Source organism: Enterobacter sp. D2, assembly GCF_034427575.1.
Taxonomy (GTDB): Bacteria; Pseudomonadota; Gammaproteobacteria; order Enterobacterales; family Enterobacteriaceae; genus Enterobacter; species Enterobacter cloacae_M.
On the sequence record NZ_JAXQPP010000001.1, the window covers coordinates 1,494,611 to 1,517,494 of the forward strand.

The 22,884-nt window shown below is 57.1% G+C and carries 22 protein-coding genes; 16 read left to right on the forward strand and 6 right to left on the reverse strand.

Features of this window, described 5'->3' with window-relative positions; all coding sequences use genetic code 11:
* The first annotated feature begins 9 nt into the window (after positions 1-9).
* From SPG90_RS07255 to SPG90_RS07275, 5 genes are read left to right on the forward strand one after another with little or no spacing between them, the layout of a single operon-like run.
* Entirely contained in the window at positions 10-954 is a 945-nt protein-coding gene (locus SPG90_RS07255; RefSeq protein ID WP_163353849.1) for an ABC transporter permease, read from the forward strand.
* Positions 951-1,799 (forward strand): ABC transporter permease, encoded by an 849-nt coding sequence (locus SPG90_RS07260; RefSeq protein ID WP_322408052.1) that lies wholly within the window; start codon positions 951-953, stop codon positions 1,797-1,799. Before SPG90_RS07255 ends, SPG90_RS07260 begins: the two co-directional genes overlap by 4 nt.
* Complete coding sequence (locus tag SPG90_RS07265; protein WP_045399947.1) at positions 1,799-3,406, forward strand: dipeptide ABC transporter ATP-binding protein; 1,608 nt, start codon at positions 1,799-1,801, stop codon at positions 3,404-3,406. Before SPG90_RS07260 ends, SPG90_RS07265 begins: the two co-directional genes overlap by 1 nt.
* A complete protein-coding gene (locus SPG90_RS07270) occupies positions 3,403-4,392 on the forward strand; it encodes a putative FMN-dependent luciferase-like monooxygenase (protein WP_126303367.1) in 990 nt (329 codons plus the stop codon). The genes SPG90_RS07265 and SPG90_RS07270 overlap by 4 nt, the downstream gene beginning before the upstream one ends.
* A 10-nt stretch (positions 4,393-4,402) precedes the next feature.
* Positions 4,403-5,494: an alkylhydroperoxidase domain protein gene (locus SPG90_RS07275; protein ID WP_045399949.1), complete on the forward strand. Its 1,092-nt coding sequence runs from the start codon at positions 4,403-4,405 to the stop codon at positions 5,492-5,494.
* A 6-nt stretch (positions 5,495-5,500) separates the two neighbouring features.
* Here the strand turns inward: SPG90_RS07275 and araJ are convergent, their stop codons facing one another.
* A complete protein-coding gene (gene araJ, locus SPG90_RS07280; RefSeq protein WP_126303368.1) occupies positions 5,501-6,676 on the reverse strand; it encodes an MFS transporter AraJ in 1,176 nt (391 codons plus the stop codon).
* A gap of 120 nt (positions 6,677-6,796) precedes the next feature.
* Positions 6,797-7,441: a quinolone resistance pentapeptide repeat protein QnrE4 gene (locus SPG90_RS07285; protein ID WP_047174394.1), complete on the reverse strand. Its 645-nt coding sequence runs from the start codon at positions 7,439-7,441 to the stop codon at positions 6,797-6,799.
* Positions 7,442-7,620: 179 nt separating this feature from the next.
* Between SPG90_RS07285 and ppk2 the strand changes: the two genes are divergently transcribed.
* The 3 genes from ppk2 (at position 7,621) to SPG90_RS07300 (ending at position 9,077) form a co-directional block, all read left to right on the forward strand.
* A complete protein-coding gene (ppk2, locus tag SPG90_RS07290; RefSeq protein ID WP_045399953.1) occupies positions 7,621-8,463 on the forward strand; it encodes a polyphosphate kinase 2 in 843 nt (280 codons plus the stop codon).
* 102 nt (positions 8,464-8,565) lie between these two features.
* Complete coding sequence (locus SPG90_RS07295; protein ID WP_045354074.1) at positions 8,566-8,754, forward strand: type II toxin-antitoxin system CcdA family antitoxin; 189 nt, start codon at positions 8,566-8,568, stop codon at positions 8,752-8,754.
* Positions 8,754-9,077, forward strand: a complete 324-nt coding sequence (locus SPG90_RS07300) for a CcdB family protein (protein WP_045619889.1) — start codon at positions 8,754-8,756, stop codon at positions 9,075-9,077. The genes SPG90_RS07295 and SPG90_RS07300 overlap by 1 nt, the downstream gene beginning before the upstream one ends.
* Positions 9,078-9,128: 51 nt before the next feature.
* Here the strand turns inward: SPG90_RS07300 and fdnI are convergent, their stop codons facing one another.
* From fdnI to fdnG, 3 genes are read right to left on the reverse strand one after another with little or no spacing between them, the layout of a single operon-like run.
* Positions 9,129-9,785, reverse strand: coding sequence for a formate dehydrogenase-N subunit gamma (fdnI, locus tag SPG90_RS07305; protein WP_032640727.1), 657 nt, complete (start codon positions 9,783-9,785; stop codon positions 9,129-9,131).
* On the reverse strand, positions 9,778-10,662 hold the full coding sequence (gene fdxH / locus SPG90_RS07310; protein ID WP_322408053.1) for a formate dehydrogenase subunit beta: 885 nt from the start codon (positions 10,660-10,662) through the stop codon (positions 9,778-9,780). The genes fdnI and fdxH overlap by 8 nt, the downstream gene beginning before the upstream one ends.
* An 11-nt stretch (positions 10,663-10,673) precedes the next feature.
* Positions 10,674-13,721: a formate dehydrogenase-N subunit alpha gene (gene fdnG / locus SPG90_RS07315; protein ID WP_322408054.1), complete on the reverse strand. Its 3,048-nt coding sequence runs from the start codon at positions 13,719-13,721 to the stop codon at positions 10,674-10,676.
* A 221-nt stretch (positions 13,722-13,942) separates the two neighbouring features.
* Here fdnG and yddG point away from each other — a divergent pair, with 221 nt between their 5' ends.
* The 3 genes from yddG to SPG90_RS07330 all read left to right on the forward strand — a co-directional run bounded on the left by yddG (position 13,943) and on the right by SPG90_RS07330 (position 17,042).
* Complete coding sequence (gene yddG, locus SPG90_RS07320) at positions 13,943-14,821, forward strand: aromatic amino acid DMT transporter YddG (RefSeq protein ID WP_063409218.1); 879 nt, start codon at positions 13,943-13,945, stop codon at positions 14,819-14,821.
* 620 nt (positions 14,822-15,441) lie between these two features.
* Positions 15,442-16,524, forward strand: coding sequence for a porin OmpC (ompC, locus tag SPG90_RS07325; protein ID WP_045619887.1), 1,083 nt, complete (start codon positions 15,442-15,444; stop codon positions 16,522-16,524).
* A gap of 77 nt (positions 16,525-16,601) precedes the next feature.
* Positions 16,602-17,042 carry a GFA family protein gene (locus tag SPG90_RS07330; RefSeq protein ID WP_045399961.1) on the forward strand — a complete coding sequence of 147 codons (441 nt, stop codon included), beginning with the start codon at positions 16,602-16,604 and terminating at the stop codon, positions 17,040-17,042.
* Here SPG90_RS07330 and SPG90_RS07335 read toward each other — a convergent pair.
* Positions 17,032-17,976, reverse strand: coding sequence for a LysR substrate-binding domain-containing protein (locus SPG90_RS07335; RefSeq protein ID WP_322408056.1), 945 nt, complete (start codon positions 17,974-17,976; stop codon positions 17,032-17,034). The genes SPG90_RS07330 and SPG90_RS07335 overlap by 11 nt on opposite strands.
* A 170-nt stretch (positions 17,977-18,146) precedes the next feature.
* Here SPG90_RS07335 and SPG90_RS07340 point away from each other — a divergent pair, with 170 nt between their 5' ends.
* From SPG90_RS07340 to SPG90_RS07360, 5 genes are read left to right on the forward strand one after another with little or no spacing between them, the layout of a single operon-like run.
* Positions 18,147-19,097, forward strand: coding sequence for a branched-chain amino acid ABC transporter permease (locus SPG90_RS07340; RefSeq protein ID WP_047174462.1), 951 nt, complete (start codon positions 18,147-18,149; stop codon positions 19,095-19,097).
* Between the two features lie 8 nt (positions 19,098-19,105).
* A complete protein-coding gene (locus SPG90_RS07345) occupies positions 19,106-20,212 on the forward strand; it encodes a branched-chain amino acid ABC transporter permease (protein WP_322408057.1) in 1,107 nt (368 codons plus the stop codon).
* Entirely contained in the window at positions 20,209-20,976 is a 768-nt protein-coding gene (locus SPG90_RS07350) for an ABC transporter ATP-binding protein (RefSeq protein WP_047174464.1), read from the forward strand. The genes SPG90_RS07345 and SPG90_RS07350 overlap by 4 nt, the downstream gene beginning before the upstream one ends.
* A complete protein-coding gene (locus SPG90_RS07355) occupies positions 20,969-21,688 on the forward strand; it encodes an ABC transporter ATP-binding protein (protein ID WP_045399974.1) in 720 nt (239 codons plus the stop codon). Before SPG90_RS07350 ends, SPG90_RS07355 begins: the two co-directional genes overlap by 8 nt.
* A gap of 28 nt (positions 21,689-21,716) precedes the next feature.
* Complete coding sequence (locus SPG90_RS07360; protein ID WP_163353857.1) at positions 21,717-22,874, forward strand: branched-chain amino acid ABC transporter substrate-binding protein; 1,158 nt, start codon at positions 21,717-21,719, stop codon at positions 22,872-22,874.
* The last annotated feature ends 10 nt before the right edge of the window (positions 22,875-22,884 follow it).

Genomic DNA, 22,884 nt, shown 5'->3' on the forward strand with positions numbered 1-22,884 from the left:
GAGCCGACGATGCGCCACGCACTTCTTCAACGCTTTGGGCACGGGCTGCTGGTACTGTGGGCCGCCTTTACCCTCTCGTTCGTGTTGCTCCAGGTGCTGCCGGGCGACGCGGTGCTGATTAAATTTCAGAACCCGGACCTGGGCTTAAGCCCGGCGCAAATCGAGGAGATGCGCGTGGCCTACGGCGCAGACAGCCCGCTGTGGCAGCAATACGGTCATACGCTGCTGGCGATGCTGCGCGGGGATTTCGGCTATTCGCTACAGGCAGGCGTGCCGGTCAGCGAGCTGATTGCCAGCAATCTGCCGGCTACCCTGAGCCTCGCCCTGCCTGCCTTTTTACTCGCGGTCCTGCTGGCATTTGCGCTGGCCTTTGCGTCGCGCCTGCCGGGTCTGCGCTGGCTGAGTAATACCCTCCAGTCTCTGCCAGTCCTGTTTATCTCTTTACCGACGTTCTGGCTGGGGATTGCCCTCATCCAGCTTTTTTCTTTTCAGCTGCGACTGATCCCGGTGATTAACCCGACGCCGCTGCAGGGGCTGATCCTGCCGATCGTGACCGTCGCGATCCCGATCTCCGCCCCGCTGGCGCAAATTCTGATGCGCAGCCTGGACCAGGTGGCGACGCAGCCGTTTGTCGCCGTCGCCCGTGCCAAAGGGCTGAGTGAAACCGCCGTCCTGTGGCGTCACGTGACCGGCAACGCCCTGCTGCCGGTCCTGAACATTGCCGGGCTGCTGCTGGGCGAGCTGATTGCCGGGGCACTGATCACCGAAACCGTTTTTGGCCGCAGCGGGCTCGGGCAGCTGACCCAGCAGGCGGTGAATAATCAGGACATCGCCGTGCTTCAGACGGTGGTTATGATTTCCGCCCTCGGTTTTGTCCTGATCAATCTGCTGGTGGATATGCTGATGCCGCTGCTGGATCCCCGTCTGCAAACCGTTACCGGAGGTGCATCATGAGTCTGGTCGATTACGCGGCCGCCGCGCGAAAACGCGTTCCAGCGTGGCAGGGAGTGGAATGGCAGCCGGGGCTATGGCTGGCATGGGCGGTGATTATTTTAGCCGCTTTTGCCGCCGTGGCGCCCGGCCTGTTAACCCACTTCAGCCCGATTGAGGGCATCGCCGGGGCACAGCGCCTGGCACCGCAGGCCGGTCACTGGCTCGGGACCGATCAGCTTGGCCGGGATGTTTATACGCGTATCGTTTATGGCGCCTCCCATTCCCTGAGCGCGGCGCTGGCCGCCGTGACGATGGGTCTGGTGGTAGGCACCGGTTTAGGGGTGATTGCCGGGGCGTTCGCCGGACGCGTCGAGTCTCTGCTGATGCGCTTCGTCGACGTGCTGCTGTCCATCCCGTCTCTGCTGCTCTCGCTGACGGTGATTATTCTGCTCGGGTTTGGCACCGTTAACGCCGCGATTGCCGTAGGCGTTGCCTCCATTGCCAGCTTCGCCCGCCTCGCGCGCGGTGAAGTGGTGCGCATCCGCCACACGGATTACGTCGAGGCGGCGTTCGGCAGCGGCGGGACGTTTTTCGCCGTGCTGTGGCGACACATCCTGCCCAACGCGTTAACCGCCGTCCTCGCCTTTGCCACGCTGCAGTTTGGTCAGGCCATCCTGGCGCTCTCCACGCTGAGCTTTCTCGGTTACGGCACCCCGTCGCCGGTGCCGGAATGGGGCTTACTGATTGCCGAAGGCCGTAACTATCTCTCTACCGCCTGGTGGCTCACCACTTTCCCCGGCGTCGTCGTCATCGCCGTGGTGCTGGCCACCAACCGCATCAGCCAACAGTTCAGCGGAGGTCGTTAATGACCGTGCTCTCAGTGGAAAATTTGACGATCAGCTACCGTACCGCGCGCCAGTGGCGAGAGGTGGTGCATAACGTCAGCTTCACGCTCGGACGAGGGGAAATGCTGGCGTTTGTCGGCGAATCCGGGTCCGGCAAGACGACCACGGCGCAGGCGATCATTGGCCTGCTGGCCGATAACGCCCGGCGCGATGCGGGAAAGATATCGCTCAACGGCGAGGAGATTAGCCGATGGTCCGCGAAGCGTCTCGATACCCTTCGCGGGGCGCGAATTAGCCTGGTGCCGCAGGATCCGGGTAATTCGCTCAACCCGGTGAAAACCATCGGTGTGCAGGTCGGAGAAATTATTCAGCTACACCAGAAGGTGACCCGCGCCGAGCGCGACGAGCAGGTGCTCGCCCTGCTGACAAAGGTCGGCCTGAGCCACCCCGAACAGCGCATGACGCAGTATCCCCATCAGCTCTCCGGCGGGATGAAACAGCGCGTGCTGATTGCCATCGCCATTGCCCTGCGTCCGGACGTGATCGTTGCCGATGAGCCCACCAGCGCGCTGGATGTGACGGTGCAAAAACGTATTCTCGATCTGCTGGATATCCTGCGCCGGGAATCGGGTACCGCCGTTCTGTTTGTCACCCACGATCTGGCGCTGGCCGCACAGCGCGCGGACAGGCTGCTGGTGTTTCGCGATGGCGAGGTTCAGGAACAGGGCAACACCGCCGATATCGTCCGCACGCCGCAGCACGCCTACACCCGTCAGCTGTTGAGCGATCTCCAGGGCCAGCGCCTGACCATCGCCCCGGTGGCCGGTCGCCCGCTCGCGTCCCCGGCCATTCGCGCCCGCGGCATCAGCAAGCAATTCTCCCTGGGCAAAGGTCATCAGCTTCAGGCGCTGGATCGGGTTACGTTTGACGTCAGGCGCGGCAGCACGCATGCGCTGGTCGGTGAATCCGGCTCCGGGAAAACCACCCTCGCCCGTATTTTGCTGGGTTTTGAACAGGCCGACAACGGACAGGTCATCATTGATGATATTGATGCCACCGCGCTCAGCCGCGAGGCACGCCGTCAGCTGCGCCAGAAGATCCAGTTTGTCTACCAGAACCCGTTTGCCTCTCTCGACCCGCGTCAGACGCTGTTCGAGATCATCGAGGAGCCCCTGAAGAACTTTTCTCGCCTCGGTAAGGCGCAGCGAAAGCTCCGGGTGGAGACGGTGGCTCAGCGGGTTGCCCTGCCCGTCGAACTCCTGACCCGCACCGCCCGGGAGCTTTCAGGCGGACAGCGGCAGCGCGTTGCCATCGCCCGGGCGCTGATCCTGGAACCGACCATTCTGGTGCTGGATGAAGCCACCTCCGCGCTGGACGTCACCGTGCAGGCGCAGATTCTGGCTCTGCTTCAGCAGCTGCAGCAGCAGCTGGGATTGACCTACCTCTTTATCACGCACGATCTGTCTACCGTCCGCCGGCTCGCCCACAGCGTCACGGTGCTGCGCAGCGGTCAGGTGGTCGAACAGGGTGATGTCGGAACCTTATTCGCGTCGCCGCAGAACGACTATACCCGCGAGCTGATTGACGCCATTCCCCATTTTTCATCCGCTACGGAGGAGTTCGCATGACGCGAAAACGCCTGGGATTTTTCACCCGCCTGCTTGACGACGCTACGCCGAAGGAGCGCTATCGTCTGGCAACTGAACAGATCCGCCACGCCGAACGCCACGGTTTTGACAGCGCCTGGATTGCCCAGCACCACTTCCACGAAAGTGAAGGTGGCCTGCCGTCGCCGCTGCTGTTTCTGGCGCACGTAGCCGCGCATACCGAAACCATCCGACTGGGCACGGCCATCATCACCCTGCCGATGGAAAACCCGCTGCGCGTCGCGGAAGATGCCGCCGTGCTCGATTTACTCGCTGATGGCCGTCTTGAGGTCGGTTTTGGTTCGGGCGGCACACCGACCTCATTTCTGCCGTTCGGCCTGACGTTTGAGGAGCGCGGCGCGGCCTTTGCTGACCATTTGCATGTGATCCAAAGCGCCTGGCGCGGGGATTCGCTGACCCATCCGGATAACCACCTTTACCCGCCTGCGCCGCAGCTGGCCGACCGTATCTGGATTGCCACCTTCTCTGTTGACGGAGCCGTTCGCGCCGCCCGGGCCGGACACGGTTTAATGCTCTCCCGCACGCAGCCGCGCCCGGCAGATCGGCTGGATTTAACGCTCGACGAGATCCAGAACCCGATTGTGGATGCCTACCTCGATGCGCTGCCTGCGGGCATCGCACCGCGCATTTTGGCCTCCCGTACGGCGTTCGTCGCCGACAGCGACGACTATGCGCTCAGGGTCGCGACGCCGGGCCTTACGAAACAGGCCCAGCAGCATCGCGCTGCCGGGCACGTGGTTAGAGGTGACAACGTCACCGATTATCGCCGCCAGTTTGACGCCCATATTGGTTCGCCCGATACGGTGCTGAATTCTCTGAATGCTGACTCCATTCTCAGGCGCGCCACGGATATCTCATTCCAGGTCCATTCGGTCGAACCCACGCATCGCGACACGCTGCGGTCCATCGAACTGATCGCCGAACGTATTGCCCCCCACATCCTTTGAGGAGACACCTATGTCGTTAAGTCAGGACATTCTCGCCGAGCTGGCGGAAATTAAACCCGGTTCCCCTCTGGCAGAGGCGCGCGCCACGCGTGATGCCTCCACGCGCCACGCGCAGGGCAGCTACGAAATTCTCTTTAGCCAGCAGGATGCTGATTTTGCACTGGACGAGCGCTTCGCCGTAGCGGCAAAAGTCGCCAGGTGGCACAGCGCGGAGGCGCTGGCCGCGCACTATGCGGGATTTGGCCTGGCCGATCCCACCTCAGAACGCCTGACCCCGGCGCTGAACTTCGCGCGCCTGCTGACGTTCTCCCCCGTCGAAGCGACGCCCGCAGCGTTAAGGGCGCTGACCCAGGCGGGATGGAGCAAGGAAGGCATTGTTACCCTGGCGCAGCTTATTGCGTTTGTGAGCTTCCAGAGCCGACTCATCACCGGGCTGCGGCTGCTGAACGACAGGCCCGTCGCCAAAAGCGATGCGCCGGTGGCGGCAGGCATCTGGCACACGACCGCAACAACGGTCACCGGGAAGGCGGCACCCGTCGCGTTTACCCAGCAGGAGCTGGGATGGGAACCGTGGATAGCGGCCAAACCGCTGGCTGATTTCCGTGACGATGAGGTTGCCATTCTGGCGAAATTTGGCCATACCGATTCCGACTACTTCCGCCTGCTGGGGCGCAACCTGCCGGTGCTTGAACAGCGCACGTTAACGGATAAAGGAATTTTTTATACATCGGGGGGATTGCCGCGCGCCGAGCGCGAGCTAGCCGCAACGGTCGCCAGTAAAATCAATGGCTGCATTTACTGCGCATCTGTCCATGCGCGTAAAGCCAGCCAGCTGTCAAAGGATGACGCGGCGGTAGAAGCCCTGCTGGCCGTGAGGCCGGGGCGGTCCCTGAGCGAGGGGCAATCCGCACGCTGGCAGGCGGAAATCGATTTTGCGGCGGCGCTGTCGGTCACGCCGCCTGCCGCCACGCCGCTGCACCTTGCCGCGCTGGAAAAAGAGGGGCTGGATACCTTAGCGCAGCTTGATCTGGTGCAGTCCGCCGCGTTCTTCGCCTGGGCCAACCGCCTGATGCTGACCCTGGGTGAGCCCTGGTTTGCCTGAAGCCTGTCAGGCTAGCGCGCGAGCGTTAGCCTGAGCCCGTCTGGCCCGCAGGTGACCGTAGATCAGCAGTGCGCTCATGGCCGAGAAAGAGAGTATTGCCGCCGGCAGCGTAACGTAACGCCAGCTAAAGCCGAGGACAATCATCATCCCGCCAAAGTACGCCCCAATCGCACTGCCGAGATTAAACGCCATCTGTCCCCCTGCCGCCCCCAGCATCTCACCGCCCTTCGCATTTTGCAGAAGCAGAATTTGTAGCGGCGCAGAGAGCGCGAACAGTCCGGCACAGCAGATAAAGCCCATGACCAGCGAGGCCGTTTTCAGTTCACCAAAGGCGAAAAGCAGCAGCAGCAAGGCGACAATCACCATGTCGGTGGTGGCCGCAATGCGCAGCGGGCTAAAACGCCCCGAGAGCTTACCGCTCAGCAGATTGCCCAACACCATGCCAAGCCCCATCAGCATCATGATGGCCGTCATCATCCCTTCTGAATAACCGGAGACGTTAACCATAAACGGCTTAACGAAGCTGAACCACGCGAACACCCCGGCGTTACCAAACATGGTGGCGGCAAAAATCAGCCAGGGTTCTGGTTTTTTCAGAAAATGGAACTGCTCGGTCAATTTGATTTCTGAAGTGTCGCGGATGTCCGGCACCCAGAGCAGAACCGAGAGGATCACCAGCGCATCGAACACGGCAATCAGAAAAAAGGTATAACGCCAACTGAACTGATGTCCGAGCCAGGTCCCCAGCGGAACGCCCATCAGGTTGGCCACGGTCATACCGGCGATCATCCCTGCCACCGCGACCGTCACCCTGCCCGGTGGCGCAATTTTAGACAGGATAATCGCCCCGACGCCAAAAATAGCCCCGTGCGGAAAACCGGAAATCAGCCGCCCCACAGCCAGCCAGAAATAGGACGTGGAAAACGTGAACAGGGCATTGCCGACAGCGGACATCGCTACCAGAAACAGCAGCGTGGTCTTTAACGAAAACTTGCCTGAGAACAGCGCCACAATCGGGGCGCCAATCACCACGCCGAACGCATAAAACGAGATCATATTCCCGGCGGAGGGAATCGAAATACCGGTGTCATGTGCCAGCTCGGTTAACACGCCCATAATGCCAAATTCGGCCATTCCGAGGCCAAATGTGCCAAGCGCCAACGAAAAAATTGTCTTTTTCATACTTCAACCACTGGTTAATTACACGCGACGGACATTATTGAATAATCTTGTATGGTGAGCCAGCTCAAATCAGCCGACTGGCAGGTTAATCCATTAATTCAGGTAAGGTTGTGAATACCGCTAGCCCAAAACCACGATGCCAAGCCGCTCCATCAGCTGGGCAATCTGATAGCTGTCCAGTTTGACACCCTGCAAATCAATACCGCGCACGTCCAGTTCACCCAGTTCTGAGTTGGTCAGATCGCAGTGGGTAAAATTGGCTGCTCGCCAGTCAAAAGAGGAGAACTCGCCCCCCGACAGATCCGAGCCGCTGAAGGTGGCACCGAGTATTTGCGCACCGTTCCAGCGGTTTTCCCACAACTCGCATTTTTCCAGAACCACCTTCGAAAAATTGGCATAGCTCAGGTTGCTTTTTGTTATGTAAGCACTGCAAAACCAGGTACGCGTAGTGATCATGTTCATAAAACTGGTCCCGCGAAAATCAGCCCCTTGCGCCCTGCATTCACGAATTTCGATGCCTAATGCATTCGAATGCCTGAAATCCGCCATCGATAAATCGCAGCTTTTGAAAATAGCATCTTTAAGCTGCGCCCGAGTAAACTTACCGCCCTGCTGGCTTTTCCGGTCATAGAACTGACAGCCAATAAACTCCGTGCTGGTTAAATCCGTGCCGGAAAAGTCGCAGTTACGAAAGATTGCATTCTCTATTTTCTCGCCGGTAAAACGAGTACGACCGATTTTTTCGCCCTCAAAAATCAATGCCATCACACCAACCTGTTTATTCATACAGTATCTGTCACCATTCTAACCCGTTACCTGCAGAAGAGAAACACGCTTATCTGACACACATGTCAAAAATTCCCGCGAAGGTTGCAGGCCAGCATTACACTTCAAAGTGTTAGTTCCTTCTAAGCACATCACCCGATCCGGAGATGAGAATTATCATGGGAAACGCAAAGCAGAATAAAACCAAAGCAGCGACCGTGACCAAAGCGAGCGTAGATAGCCTGGTTAAACCCGTGCTGAAGACCAAAGAGTATGAAAAAGAGCTACGTCGCCTCCACGTTGAACTGGTTAAGCTCCAGCAGTGGGTCGTCGCAAAAGGGCTAAAAGTGTGTATTGTTTTTGAAGGACGCGACGGTGCCGGTAAAGGCGGCACCATTAAAGCGATAACCGAGCGCGTCAGCCCTCGCGTGTTTCGCGTTGTAGCCCTCCCTGCACCCACCGAGAAAGAGAAAACCCAGCTCTATTTTCAACGTTATGTTCCCCATCTGCCTGCCGCCGGAGAGATCGTCATATTCGACCGCAGCTGGTACAACCGCGCGGGCGTCGAGCGGGTCATGGGATTCTGCACCCCCGAGCAGGTTGAGAAGTTTCTTGATGGTGCGCCGGTGATGGAAAAAGCGATGGTGGATGCCGGGATTATCCTGCTGAAGTACTGGCTGGAGGTCACGCCTAAAGAGCAGGAGCGCCGCCTGCGCGACCGTATTAACGATGGTCGTAAAATCTGGAAGCTATCGCCGATGGATATTAAGTCCTTTAACCTGTGGGACGAGTATACCCTCGCGCGCGACGCCATGTTTGAAGCGACAGATACCGCATGGGCGCCGTGGTTTGTGGCACGTTCAGAAGATAAAAAACGCGTGCGTCTGAATATTATTTCGCACCTGCTCACCCAAATTCCTTATAAAGAAATTCACGTCGAAAAGGTGGATTTACCGAAACGTAAAATTGGTAAAGTCAAACCCACAAAATATCCGTTCCGGTATGTGGAAGAGCGGTTCTGAAATTACTGGAATACGCCTCGCAGAATGTAGATTACCAGGGGATACGGTATTGTTTTTTGTTGGCTGCGGTTGATAATGACCGCACCAACAAAGGAGCTGAAAATGAAGCCAAACCGTAACAAAGACTATGGCAAAAGGGAGAGCATGGCGAGTGGAGTCTCCCGCGAGGCCCGTACACCAGAGGCGCGAAGACGAGAGCATCAGCAAGATAAAGAATTCATAAAAGCCATGAATGAATTTACGGCTAAAGCGGGATTATTATCAGACGATCCTTTCTTTGGAGGGATTTAATGTGCTTTCAGTTTGACGTTTACCGTAACCCTTCAGAAAGAACACGGGACTACCAGCCTTATTTTATGATAATTCAACATGACTATTATGATGATTTATCAACAAGACTGATTATTCCATTAAGCTACCATAGCTATCTACGTGGACATATCAATGCCGCGATGCCTTTAGTGAATATTGATTTCGAGCGATATTTCCTTAACACCGCTGGCATAACACACGTGGAGAAACAGAAACTAAATAATAAAGATTATGTATGTAATCTTCGCAGCGCGAGAAGTACTGTTATCGCGGCGATAGATGCGTTAGTGACCAATACATAACGTAGGCCAGCGCAAGCGCAGCGCCGCCGGGCAAAGCCGACGGCGCAGGTCTTACTTCATTCCTTCCGTACTTTCCTGTTTCGCTTCCAGCCGTTCCACATCACGATACCAGCGCGGGTGGTGTTTCTGCGCCCAGCGGCGGCTCACCTTCCCTTCAATCATCCCTTTAATCGATCCTTTTACCCAGAACGCCATATACATATGGATCAGGATGGCGTGGATAAGAATGATGGCCGACGTGGCGTGGATCAGCAGCGCGTAGCGAATCACCTGAATCGGGAAATAGTGCGCAAAATACGGACGCCAGATAATCACGCCGGTCACCAGCAGCACAAAAATCATGCTCATGATGGTCCAGAACATCATCTTCTGTCCGGCGTTGTATTTCCCCACCTTCGCGACCTTATGTTCGTTGCCCTTCAGGACTTCGACGATCCCTTTCACCCACGGGATATCCTGCTTGTCCGGGATGTTATGGTGGACAAAGCGCACGAACATAAACATCAGCACCACGAAAATCAGCACGCCAAAGAACGGATGCAGAATGCGCCCCATCTGCGGCGTGCCGAAGGTTTCGGTCAGCCACTGCAGCGTCGGGAAGAAGAACGAAATCCCCGACACCGCTACCAGGAAGAAACAGATCACGACCGTCCAGTGACAGGCGCGGTCGACAAACTTCGTGCGCACTATCATTTTCGATTTACTCATGATGATCCTCCTCGTCGTCATCCACCTCTTTGTTCGGCCCGATCCCGATGTAGTGATAAATCAGCCCGGCAAAGGTGGCGATAAAGCCCGCCGCCGAAAGCGGCTTAAGCGCACCTTTCCACAGGTTGATGGAGGTATCGATCGCCGGATCCTTCGGCAGGTTGTGGTACAGCTCCGGCTGGTCGTTATGGTGCAGCACATACATCACGTGCGTACCGCCCACGCCCTGCGGGTTATAAATGCCCGCATTCTCGTAGCCGCGCGCTTTCAGCTTGTCCACGCGCGCCTGCGCCACGTCAAGCATCTCTTTTTTGGTGCCGAAGTGGATAGCCCCGGTCGGACAGGTTTTCACACAGGCAGGCTCCTGCCCGACGCTGACGCGGTCAACGCACATGGTGCATTTGTATACCCGGTTATCCTCTTTATTGAGGCGTGGGATATTAAACGGGCAGCCCGCGATGCAGTACCCGCAGCCGATGCAGTTGTCCTGCTGGAAGTCGACGATACCGTTGGCGTACTGAATAATCGCGCCGGCAGACGGGCACGCCTTCAGGCAGCCCGGATCTTCACAGTGCATGCAACCGTCTTTACGGATGAGCCATTCCAGCCTGCCGTTCTGCTCGGTTTCGCTAAAGCGCATCACCGTCCAGGATTTGGCGCTCAGATCCGCCGGATTGTCGTAGACCCCCACGCAGTGCCCCACCTCGTCGCGGATATCGTTCCACTCCGAGCAGGCCACCTGGCAGGCCTTACAGCCTACGCAGGAGGAGACGTCGATAAGCTTAGCGACCTCTGCCTTGTAGTCACGCGCGCGGGGCGCGGGGGTAATCGGGTTGGTCGCGGAGCGTTTGATAACGTCTTGTGTTTCCATCGCCATTTAATCGCTCCTTACGCTTTCTCGATGTTGACCAGAAACGCCTTGTACTCCGGCGTTTGCGAGTTGGAATCGCCGACGTTTGGCGTCAGGGTGTTGGCGATGTAGCCTTTCTGCGCCACGCCCTCAAAGCCCCAGTGCAGCGGGATCCCGACGGTTTCCACCTGCTGGCCGTGCACGTTCAGGCTTTGGAGACGACGCGTCACCACCGCCACCGCGCGAATAAAGCCGCGCTTGCTGCTCACCTTCACGCGGTCGCCGTTGGCGATGCCTTTCGCCTTCGCCAGCGTCTCGCTGATCTCCACAAACTGTTCCGGCTGCGCGATAGCGTTAAGCCGCGCGTGCTTGGTCCAGGTGTGGAAATGCTCGGTCAGGCGGTAGGTCGTCCCCACGTACGGGAACTTGTCCTTTTTACCCAGCCGCAGCACGTCCTCTTCGTAGATGCGCACCACCGGGCTGGAGATGACGTTTGGATGCAGCGGGTTGGTGCCGAGCGGCGTTTCCATCGGCTCGTAGTGTTCCGGGAACGGCCCTTCCGCCAGCTTGTTGAGGGCAAACAGGCGTCCCAGCCCTTCCGGCTGCATGATGAACGGCCCGGTGTTGCTGCCCGGCTGGGCGGTGTTGTAGTCCGGGATATCGTTCCCCGTCCACTTCGCCCCGTTCCACTGAATCAGCATGCGTTTCGGATCCCACGGCCTGCCGTTTACGTCTGCAGACGCGCGGTTGTAAAGCACGCGACGGTTCAGCGGCCACGCCCATGCCCAGCCCAGCGTATTGCCCAGCCCGGAAGGGTCGGCGTTATCGCGGTTGGCCATCTGGTTACCCTGCTCCGTCCAGCTGCCGGTATAGATCCAGCAGGACGACGCCGTCGTGCCGTCGTCGCGCAGCAGCGCGAAGCTGCTCAGCAGCTGGCCTTTCTTCGCCACCAGGTTGCCGCTGGCGTCATAGAGATCCGCCAGCGCCACGCCGTTGTTCTCCTTCGCGACTTCCTCTGACTCAGGACGATCCGGCTGCTTGTAGTGCCAGCCCATTTTCAGCAGCGGCTCAGCGCCTTTGCCGCCTTCGGTGCGGTACATCTCGCGCAGGCGGTGGTAAATCCCGGCGAGGATCTCACCGTCATTACGCGCTTCGCCCGGCGCATCCTGACCTTTCCAGTGCCACTGCAGCCAGCGGCCGGAGTTTGCGATGGAACCGTCCTCTTCCGCAAAGCAGGTGGACGGCAGGCGGAACACTTCGGTCTGAATCGACGCCGGGTCGACATCGTTCGATTCCCCGTGGTTCTGCCAGAAGGTGGACGTTTCGGTCACCAGCGGATCGATAACCACCATGTACTTCAGCTTGCTCAGGCTGCGAACGACTTTGTTCTTGTCCGGGAAGGAGGCCACCGGGTTAAAGCCCTGGCAGATATACCCCGTGACGTTGCCCTTATCCATCATGTTGAAATACTTGATGACGTCGTAGGCCTGGTCCCACTTCGGCAGCCACTCAAAGCCCCAGTCGTTCTCCTTCTGCGCCGCGTCGCCGTAGAAGGATTTCATCAGGCTGACGTAGAACTTCGGATAGTTGCTCCAGTAGTTCACCTGGTCCGGCAGCGTCGCTTTCGGCGTATTGGCCTCAAGATACGTTTGCAGATCCGCCTGCTTTTCAGACGGCAGCGTCAGGTAGCCCGGCAGGCTGGTTGACAGCAGGCCAAGGTCGGTGAGCCCCTGAATATTTGAGTGACCGCGCAGCGCGTTCACGCCGCCTCCCGCCATCCCCATGTTGCCGAGCAGCAGCTGGATCATCGCCATGGTGCGGATGTTCTGCGCGCCGACGGTGTGCTGCGTCCAGCCCAGCGCGTAGAGGAATGTTGTGGTTCTGTCGGCGGCGCTGGTGGAGGCCAGCACTTCGCACACCTTCAGGAAGTCCGCTTTCGGCGTGCCGCAGATGTTTTCCACCACGTCCGGCGTATAGCGGGAAACGTGCTGCTTCAGCAGGTTCCACACGCAGCGCGGGTGCGTCAGCGTTTCATCACGCAGCGCGTAGCCGTTATCATCGAACTGATAGTTCCAGGACGTTTTATCGTACTGGCGTTTTTCGGCGTCATAGCCGCTAAACAGCCCGTCATCAAAGGCAAAATCATCCCGCACCAGCAGGTTCGCGTTGGTGTAGTGCTTAACGTATTCCGCGTTAATTTTATTATTTTCGATCAGGTACAGCAGCACGCCGGACAGGAACGTAATGTCCGTACCGGAACGGATTGGCGCATAGATATCGGCCACCGATGCCGTGCGCGTAAAGCGCGGATCGACGACGATAAGCGTCGCATCGTTGTTGTTTTTCGCCTCCATCGCCCAGCGGAACCCCACCGGATGGGCCTCCGCGGCGTTTCCGCCCATCACCACCACGACGTTAGCGTTTTTGATATCAACCCAGTGGTTGGTCATCGCACCGCGACCAAATGTTGGAGCAAGACTTGCTACCGTTGGTCCGTGTCAGACGCGCGCCTGGTTGTCTACCGCCAGCATGCCGAGAGAGCGCACAAATTTTTGCGTCAGCATGCCTGTTTCATTACTCGCCGCCGAGGCGCACAGCATGCCGGTGGATAACCAGCGGTTAACCGTTACGCCCTGGGCGTTCTTTTCAATAAAGTTGGCGTCGCGGTCGGCTTTCATTAATTTGGCAATACGGGAGAAGGCCTCATCCCAGGAGATACGCTGCCATTTATCAGAACCCGGTGCGCGGTATTCCGGGTAGCGCAGGCGGTTTTCGCTGTGTACATAGTCCAGCAGCCCCGCCCCTTTCGGGCAAAGTGCGCCGCGGCTTACCGGATGATCCGGATCCCCTTCAATATGGTAAATCGCTTCTCTGGCGTTCTTCGCGCCATCGCCCAGGCTATACATTAAAAGCCCACAACCTACGGAGCAGTATGTGCAGGTGTTACGGATCTCTTTTGCGCGCAGCAGCTTATAGTTGCGTGCCTGCGCCAGCGCCATTTTGGGAGCAAATCCCAGCATGGCTGCCGTTGCTCCGGCCATACCGCCCGCGCAGATTTTAAAAAATTGTCTGCGGCTGACGTCCATTGTTGTCCTCGTTATCTGAAAAGACTTCGCGCCGCAAACTAACAGCAAAGCCCCTGATTTTTTTGCGTCAAATCAAGGTCATCTGTCTTCCCCCCCTTAATAGTCACCACCGGAACCTTTAAATACTCCTTTTTGATTAACGGTTTAAGAGAATAATTGACGACAGCGTCAGGTTGAATGCGATACATTTTTCCTTTGATTGTTATTGCAATGGCGAAGTAATGGACAGAAAAAGAGCAACGCTTATTGGGCTGGCGGCAATACTGTTATGGAGTACCATGGTCGGCCTTATTCGCAGCGTGAGTGAGGGACTGGGCCCGGTAGGCGGTGCGGCGATGATTTACACCCTCAGCGGATTACTGTGTCTGGTGACGGTAGGATTTCCTGATATCAGGCGGTTTTCACCCCGCTATCTTATTGCCGGCAGCGTTTTATTTGTCAGCTACGAAATATGCCTGGCGCTGTCGCTGGGCTATGCCGCAACGCGATCGCAGGCGATTGAAGTGGGCATGGTCAATTACCTTTGGCCAAGCCTGACCATTGTGTTTGCCATCTTGTTCAACGGGCAGAAATCGACCCTGTTGGTGATCCCCGGCTTAGCCGTCTCATTGCTGGGCGTCTGCTGGGTATTGGGCGGTGAACAGGGTTTACATCTTGATGAAATAACCCGCAATATCGTTTCCAGCCCGCTGAGCTACGCGCTGGCGTTTGCCGGGGCATTTATCTGGGCCGCCTACTGCACGGTCACCAGCAAATTTGCGAAAGGACAAAATGGCATCACGCTGTTTGTTTTGCTGACCGCGCTGAGCCTGTGGGTGAAATATTTCCTGAGCGATCAGCCCGAGATGGTGTTTACGCTTCCGGTGATAGTGAAACTCGTCATGTGCGGTATTGCGCTTGGGTTTGGTTACGCCGCATGGAATATTGGCATCCTTCACGGTAACGTCACGGTACTCGCTGCCGTATCCTATTTTACCCCTGTCCTCTCCGCCGCGCTTGCCGCCGCAGTGCTGAGTTCGCCCCTCTCATTCTCGTTCTGGCAGGGCGCGCTGATGGTCTGCGCCGGGTCGTTGCTCTGCTGGTACGCAACAAGACAATAATGTCGGTTTTGCTGTCGAGGAATATTTATCCCGACAGCAAATAATTAACATAAATTTAATATGTGAGCGCACGCCAAAATATTCATATGAACAGTAGAGCACGTGTTTAGATTCTGTTTATATTCCACCCCCTTTCGTAAATTCCGGCCCTCCCGCATTGACATAAATTGACACCGGCGGGTGATTAATACTGTCCAAATACTCACAGGATTAATAGCACAAAGTGCAATAGTATGTTTCTGTTTATTTCATCCTTCAGAACGGAAATTCCGTGCATTAAAGCTATAAAACAAGGTATTACGGCTATAAAGACCATTCACCCCTCAAAAATGAACGGAAATACCGATAATTACCACTTTTTATAAAACCATAAAGAAACTATATCCACAGCAATCAACCCGGCAATTAATTGATTAAATGCTAATCATTTGACGCAATTTCATCGTCATTTACCCGATCTCGATCACACTAAATGAAATTATTGCTAATAATTTGAAACTTATTATTGAAATAGGACTACAAGATTTTTAAAAATAGCATGCCATTGACGATCAGCCTCGTTTAGAAATCGTTCAAAGTGGCTCAGGAAATACCAAAGAAAATTATAAGGAACATTTAAGATGAAACTTAAATTAGTTGCAGTGGCAGTGACTTCCATGTTGGCAGCAGGCGTTGTAAACGCGGCTGAAATTTATAACAAAGACGGTAACAAGCTGGATCTGTACGGTAAAGTAACAGGTCTGCACTATTTCTCTGATGATACTGATAACGACGGCGACAAAACTTACGTTCGTCTGGGCTTCAAAGGCGAAACTCAGATCAACGATCAGCTTTCCGGTTACGGCCAGTGGGAATATGAGTTCAAAGGCAACCGTTCTGAATCACAGGGCTCTGACGGCAACAAAACCCGTCTGGCCTTCGCGGGTCTGAAATTCAACGAATTCGGTTCATTCGACTACGGTCGTAACTACGGTGTTGCTTACGACATCGGCGCGTGGACTGACGTTCTGCCAGAGTTCGGTGGTGATACCTGGACTCAGACCGATGGCTTTATGACTGGCCGTACGACTGGCGTTGCAACCTACCGTAACACCGACTTCTTCGGTCTGGTTGACGGTCTGAACGTTGCCGCTCAGTACCAGGGTAAAAACGACCGTAACGACATCACCGAAGCGAACGGTGACGGCTGGGGTCTGTCTTCTACCTATGAAATGGACGGTTTCGGTGTCGGTGCAACCTACGCGAAATCTGACCGTACTGACCGTCAGGTTGCTGCAGGTCGCGTCGCTAACACCGTTAACGCTGGCGGTGAGAACGCAGAAGTATGGGCTGCTGGCCTGAAATACGATGCGAACAACATCTATCTGGCAACCACCTACTCTGAAACCCGCAACATGACCAACTTCGGTAACGGTTATATCGCGAACAAAGCTCAGAACTTTGAAGTTGTTGCTCAGTACCAGTTCGACTTCGGCCTGCGTCCATCCATCGCTTACCTGAAATCCAAAGGTAAAGACATCGGTTCATACGGCGACCAGGATCTGGTGGAATACGTTGACGTTGGCGCGAGCTACTACTTCAACAAAAACATGTCTACCTATGTTGATTACAAAATCAACCTGGTTGACGACAACAGCTTCACCAAAGCAACTGGCGTTGCTACCGACAACATCGTAGCTGTAGGCCTGACCTACCAGTTCTAAGATTTGTCACGATAAAAGGCCAGCCCATGCGGCTGGCTTTTTTTATACGGATTTCTGGCGTCAACAAGGAGTACGCCATGCACATATTCAAAGGACGCTGCTTGTGCGGAATGAGTCAGTTCAGCGTGAGCCTCAATAATTTTGACGTATACGCATGTCACTGCACCCAATGCCAGAAGTGGTCGGGCGGCATTGCCATGTATCTTGAGCCGCAGGGCGAACCACTTCTTGAGCAAGACTCTATCGCCCCTTCTCATTTCGCGTCATCGGCGCGCGGCGAACGCTGGTTCTGCCCCGGCTGCGGCTGCCCGCTGTGGTTCAAACTGACCTCAACGTCGCGCTATTTCATTCCCTGGACGCTGCTTGAGATGGGTGAAGATGAGCGACGCCGGCTGGTGCTAGCCGCGGAAATCTACACCGAAACCCAGCCCGCGTTCTTTGGTCTGACCGGGCAATACGCGCGCTACAGCGGTTCGGAAATTGAAGCGCTTGATAAACACTGCCTGCTTACGCCGTAAGCGGTTCGACGCCTGCAGCCCGACGAAGCCAGTTTTGCAGCAGCTTACCGTCCTCGGTCATCTCTGAATCGGCACGCGTGCAGAGATAATAGTCGCGCCCGTCGTCAATGGGTAAGTCAAATATCTTCACCAGCTCGCCGCTCTCAAGATAAGGCGCGATCAGCGGCTCGCGCATCAGCGCGCAGCCCAGCCCGGCCTGTACGCCCGCCAGCGTTAACAGCCCGTCTTCAAACAGGGGGCCGCTGCGCCGCAGAGATCGTTTTACCCCCTGCAACTGAAACCACTGCGGCCAGCTGGTGCGCTCCTCATCATGCAGCAGCGGCATTTGCAGCAGTTGCTCAGGCGTATCGATATGGCCATGAATGCGCAAAAACGCACGGCTACATACCGGAACCATCTGTCCGGAAATCAGCTTTTCGCTCTGATAGCCCGCCCACTGGCCGTTACCAAAACGAATCGACATATCCGACGCATCGCTCAGATAGTTACGATGGTTGGCATACACAACGTTGATCTCGGTCTGCGGATTAGCGCGCATGAAATCAGGCAGACGCGGGATAAACCACCCCATGCCAAAAAGCGGGATCAGGCTGATGGTGACCTGACGCGTTTGCGTCTGCTCTGCAAGATGCTCCGTTGCCTGGCGCAGCACGTTAAACGCCGCACGGATCGAGCGGTAATATTCACGTCCGTGCTGGCTCAGCACCAGCCTGCGCCCCTGACGTTCCGTCAGCGGCATTTGCAGATACCCTTCGAGGACCTTGAGCTGATGACTGACCGCCGACGGTGAGATATCCAGTTCCTGCGCGGCCAGCGTGACGCTGCCCAGCCGGGCGATGGCCTCAAAGGCCCGGACGGCGCGAAGCGGCGGGTCGTTTGCCAGACGGCTGTCTGCATACGCAGGCAAACCCACCGATTGTTCTGTTTTATTCATATGTTGATTTCTTTAGGCTTTTCACCTTAATACGAGATTACATTATCTTTATATAAATCATAAAGATAAAGCAATATCGGTTTATCATAAGAAATAATATATGTGTATTTTACAATTTAATTCATTTATCGGATGGTAGCCGCAGAAAAAAGACTTTGCGGGAACAGACGTTGGATACACTGATACAACAACTGATCAACGGTGTGATGCTGGGCAGCATTTACGCGCTGATCGCGCTGGGCTATACCATGGTGTATGGCATCTTGCGCATTATTAACTTTGCTCACGGCGATATTCTGATGGTCGGTGCGCTCACCACCCTTTCCGCCATTAACGCCCTGAATACCACTTTTCCTCATATGCCACTGCTGTTGCAGCTTGGCGTTGCCCTGATGATTGCCATGGCCGTTTGTGCCCTGCTGGCAATGGCCGTGGAGCGCTTTGCCTACCGTCGACTGCGCAACGCCCCGCGCCTGGCACCGCTTATTTCGGGTATCGGCGTCTCGGTCCTGCTGCAAACCGTGGCGATGATTATCTGGACGCGCAATCCGCTGATGTTCCCGCAGATCCTGCCTATGGAACCGATCGCCGTGACGTCAGGAAGTGAACAGCATCCCCCCGCCATTGTGACCGTCACCGGCATTGTTACCGTGGCACTGGCGCTTGCGGTGATGACGGGGCTATGGCTGCTGGTGGAATACACCCGCCTGGGCCGCGGCATGCGCGCCGTGGCGGAAAACCCGCGCGTGGCCACGCTGATGGGGGTTAATCCCAATGCCATTATTACCCTGACGTTCGCCATTGGCGGCGTATTTGCCGCGCTGGCAGGCGTCATGATGGCCAGCAACTACGGCAACGCCAGCTTCTCAATGGGCTTTTTGCCCGGGATCAAAGCCTTTACCGCCGCCGTGCTGGGAGGCATTGGTAACATTCGTGGCGCAATGATTGGCGGGATCCTGCTCGGCATCATCGAAGCGCTGGGCGCAGGTTACCTGGGTGAACTGACCCACGGCGTCTTCGGCAGCAACTATCAGGACGTCTTTGCCTTTATGGTGCTGATCCTGGTGCTGGTCTTCCGTCCGGCAGGCCTGCTGGGCGAGCGCGTAGCGCACAGGGCGTGAGGGAAACAATGACAACGCTTCAACTACAAACCCCGGCGGCGACGGGCAAATTCTGGTCAGGCATGGTTCTGTTCTGCCTCGCGCTGCTGGTTGCCCCCGTGGTAGCCACGCAGCTTGGCGGCAACTACTGGGTACGCGTTATCGACTTTGCCCTGCTCTACATCATGCTGGCGCTGGGGCTTAACATTGTGGTGGGCTATACCGGCCTGCTGGATATGGGGTTTATCGCCTTTTACGCGGTCGGCGCCTATCTCGCCGCGCTGATGGCCTCGCCACACCTGCTGGAGGTTTTGCCGATCCTCAACGTCTGGTTCCCGGACGGGCTGCACACCTCATATCTGCTGATTATTCCGCTGGCGGCGCTCGTCGCTGCGGTCTGCGGCATTTTACTGGGCGCTCCCACGCTGAAGCTGCGCGGGGACTACCTGGCGATAGTGACCCTCGGCTTTGGCGAAATCATCCGCATCCTGATGCGCAACCTCGACCGTCCGGTGAACATCACCAACGGTGCAAAGGGCATTACCGGGGTGGATACGCTGAATCTGTTCGGCATGAAGTTCAGCGGCGTATACCACTGGTTTGGTTTCAAAGTGCCCGCCCTGTGGCTGTGGTACTACCTGCTGATGCTGGTGATTGTGGCGATTATTTTTGTCTGCCTGCGCCTGCAGCATTCTCGTATTGGCCGCGCCTGGCACGCCATCCGTGAAGATGAGGATGTGGCCCGCGCGATGGGCATCAACGTGCGTAACTATAAGCTGCTGGCATTTGCGATGGGTGCCTCTTTTGGCGGCGTGGCGGGTGCCCTGTTCGGCGCGTTTCAGGGCTTTGTCTCCCCGGAATCCTTCACGTTACAGGAATCCATTGCCGTGTTGGCGATGGTGGTGCTGGGCGGGATGGGACACATTCCGGGCGTGATCCTCGGCGCGGTACTGCTTACCTCCCTGCCGGAACTGCTGCGCAGTCAGGCAGCTCCGGTTCAGCAGGCGCTGTTCGGTACGATACTGATTGACCCGGAAGTGCTGCGTCAGCTGTTCTACGGCCTGGCGCTGGTGCTGGTCATGCTGGTGCGTCCTGCCGGGATCTGGCCGGTACGCCACAAGGAGGTGAATACATGAGCCTGTTAACCGTACGCAATATGTCCAAACGCTTCGGCGGTCTTACCGCGGTGGATGACGTTTCGATCGCCGTGAACAAGGGTGAGATCTACGGCCTGATTGGTCCTAACGGGGCGGGAAAAACCACCTGTTTTAACCTGATCACCGGGCTTTATCCGGCGGACAGCGGTGAATTTTCGATTGCCGACAAGCCCTATTTCCCAAAGCACATTGAGAAAGTCACCGCCGCCGGGATTGCCCGCACGTTTCAGAACGTGCGCCTCTTTAACGACATGTCGGTGCTGGAAAACGTGATGGTGGGTCGCCACGTGCGCACCCGTAACGGCCTGTGGGCCGCGCTGAGCCGCCACAAACGCGCTCGCGAAGAAGAGAAACAGACCCGGGAGCTGGCCTGGCACTGGCTTGAGTACGCCGGCATTGCGAAGTTCGCCCACTACCGCGCCTGCGATCTGGCCTATGGCCATCAGCGCCGTCTGGAGATTGCCCGCGCGCTGGCAACGGATCCGCTGCTGCTGGCGCTGGACGAACCCGCCGCGGGGATGAACGCGGCGGAAAAAGTGGCGCTCGGCGAGCTGCTTATCCGCCTGCGCGATGACGGCATAACCCTGCTGATGATTGAACATGACGTCAAGCTGGTGATGGGCATCTGCGATCGCCTGACGGTACTTGATTACGGCAAAACACTCGCCAGCGGCACGCCGGAGAGCGTGCGTCGCGACCCGGCAGTGATCGCCGCCTGGCTTGGAGGCAACGCCCATGTCTGAATTACTGAAGGTGGAACGTGTGGACGTGCATTACGGCGGTATTCAGGCCGTACGCGATGTCTCTTTTACCCTGCGCGAGGGCGAACAGGCTACGCTGATCGGCGCGAACGGCGCGGGGAAAAGCTCCACCGTACGCGCCATTACCGGGCTGGAAAACTTTAGCGGTCGTATTGAATTCAACGGTAAAGCGGTGCGTAAGCACAAGCCCGAAACCCTGCTCCGTGACGGACTGGTGATGGTCCCGGAAGGCCGGGGGATCTTCTCCCGAATGACGGTGCTGGAAAACCTGCAGATGGGCGCCTGGCTCAGGCGTGACACTGTCACCGTCAGGCGCGAGATGAACGAGATCTTCGAGCGCTTCCCGCGCCTGGGCGAGCGCCAGCATCAGCTTGCCGGGCTGCTGTCCGGTGGCGAGCAACAGCTGCTGGCCCTTAACCGCGCCCTGCTCAGCCGCCCGCGGCTGCTGATCCTCGACGAACCTTCGATGGGCCTTGCCCCGAAGATGGTCGAGAACATTTTTGCCGTTATCGCCGGGCTGCGCGAACGCGGCGTTGCCCTGCTGCTTATCGAACAAAACGCCCGTCTCGCGCTGGAAGTCACCGACAGCGCGTGGGTGATGGACAGCGGCAGCATCGTCCATCACGGCGAATCGAAAGCGCTGCTCAATGATGACCAGATTGCACAGATTTATTTGGGCGAAATGCCCGTTTAACAACACCAGCCAACATCAGGGAAAAACAATGAAAACAGTAAAAATCAGTGCGCTCAGCGCCGCTATCCTCCTCGGCAGTTTTGCCTCGACGGCCGCTTGGGCAGTCGACGGTGAAACCGTGGTTATCGGTCTGGCAGGCCCGCTCACCGGCCCGTCTGCCCGTATCGGTAAGGATCTGGAGAACGGCGCGCAGCTGGCCATTGACGACATTAACAAGCAGCACCCGACCATCGGCGGCAAAGCGGTGACCTTCAAACTGCAGTCCGAAGACGATCAGTCCGACCCGCGCACCGCCGTGGCCGTGGCGCAGCGTCTGGTGGATAGCGGCGTGGCGGGTGTTGTCGGCCACTGGAACACCGGTACCAGCATTCCTGCCGCACGTATCTATCACGATGCGGGCATCGCGCAGGTGGCACCGGTCGCGACCGGTCACGCCTATACCAAACAGGGTTTTGATACCAGCTTCCGCGTGATGGGCCACGACGACGACGGCGGTCAGCTAGCCGGTCAGTACGCGGTTAATACGCTGAAAGCCAAACGCATTGCGGTGATCGACGACCGTACCGCCTTTGGTCAGGGACTGGCGGACCAGTTTATTAAATCGCTTGAAGCGCAGGGCGTGAAGGTTGTCGATCGTCAGTACGTTGATGACAAAACGGTGGACTTCAGCGCCGTGCTGACCGCCATCCGCAGTAAAAACGCCGATCTGATCTTCTTCGGCGGCGTCGACAGCCAGGCAGCGCCACTGGCTCGTCGTATCAAACAGCTGGGCATGAACGCTACGCTGATGGGCGCAGGCGGATTTGTCAGCCAGACGTTCCTGCAGCTGGCGCAGAAAGAAGGCGAAGGCGTGGTCGCGCTGGAGCCGGGTCTGCCCGTTGACCAGATGCCGGGTGGAAAGGCATTCGAACAGGCTTATCAGTCGCGCTACCACACCCATATCGAACTGCACGCCCCGTTCGCCTATGACGCCACCCGCGTGCTGGTTGCGGCGATGGAAAAAGCAGACTCCGTTGAGCCGTCCGACTATCTGCCCGCCCTGCGCGCCATCGGCTACTCCGGCGTCACCGGACAGATCGCGTTTGATAAAGAAGGTAACCTGAAATCGCCGTCCTTCACCGTTTACAAAGTTGTCGACGGCAAATGGCAGCCGCAAACCGTGCTGGGTGGCGCAAAAGCGAAGTAACGCAGCGAGG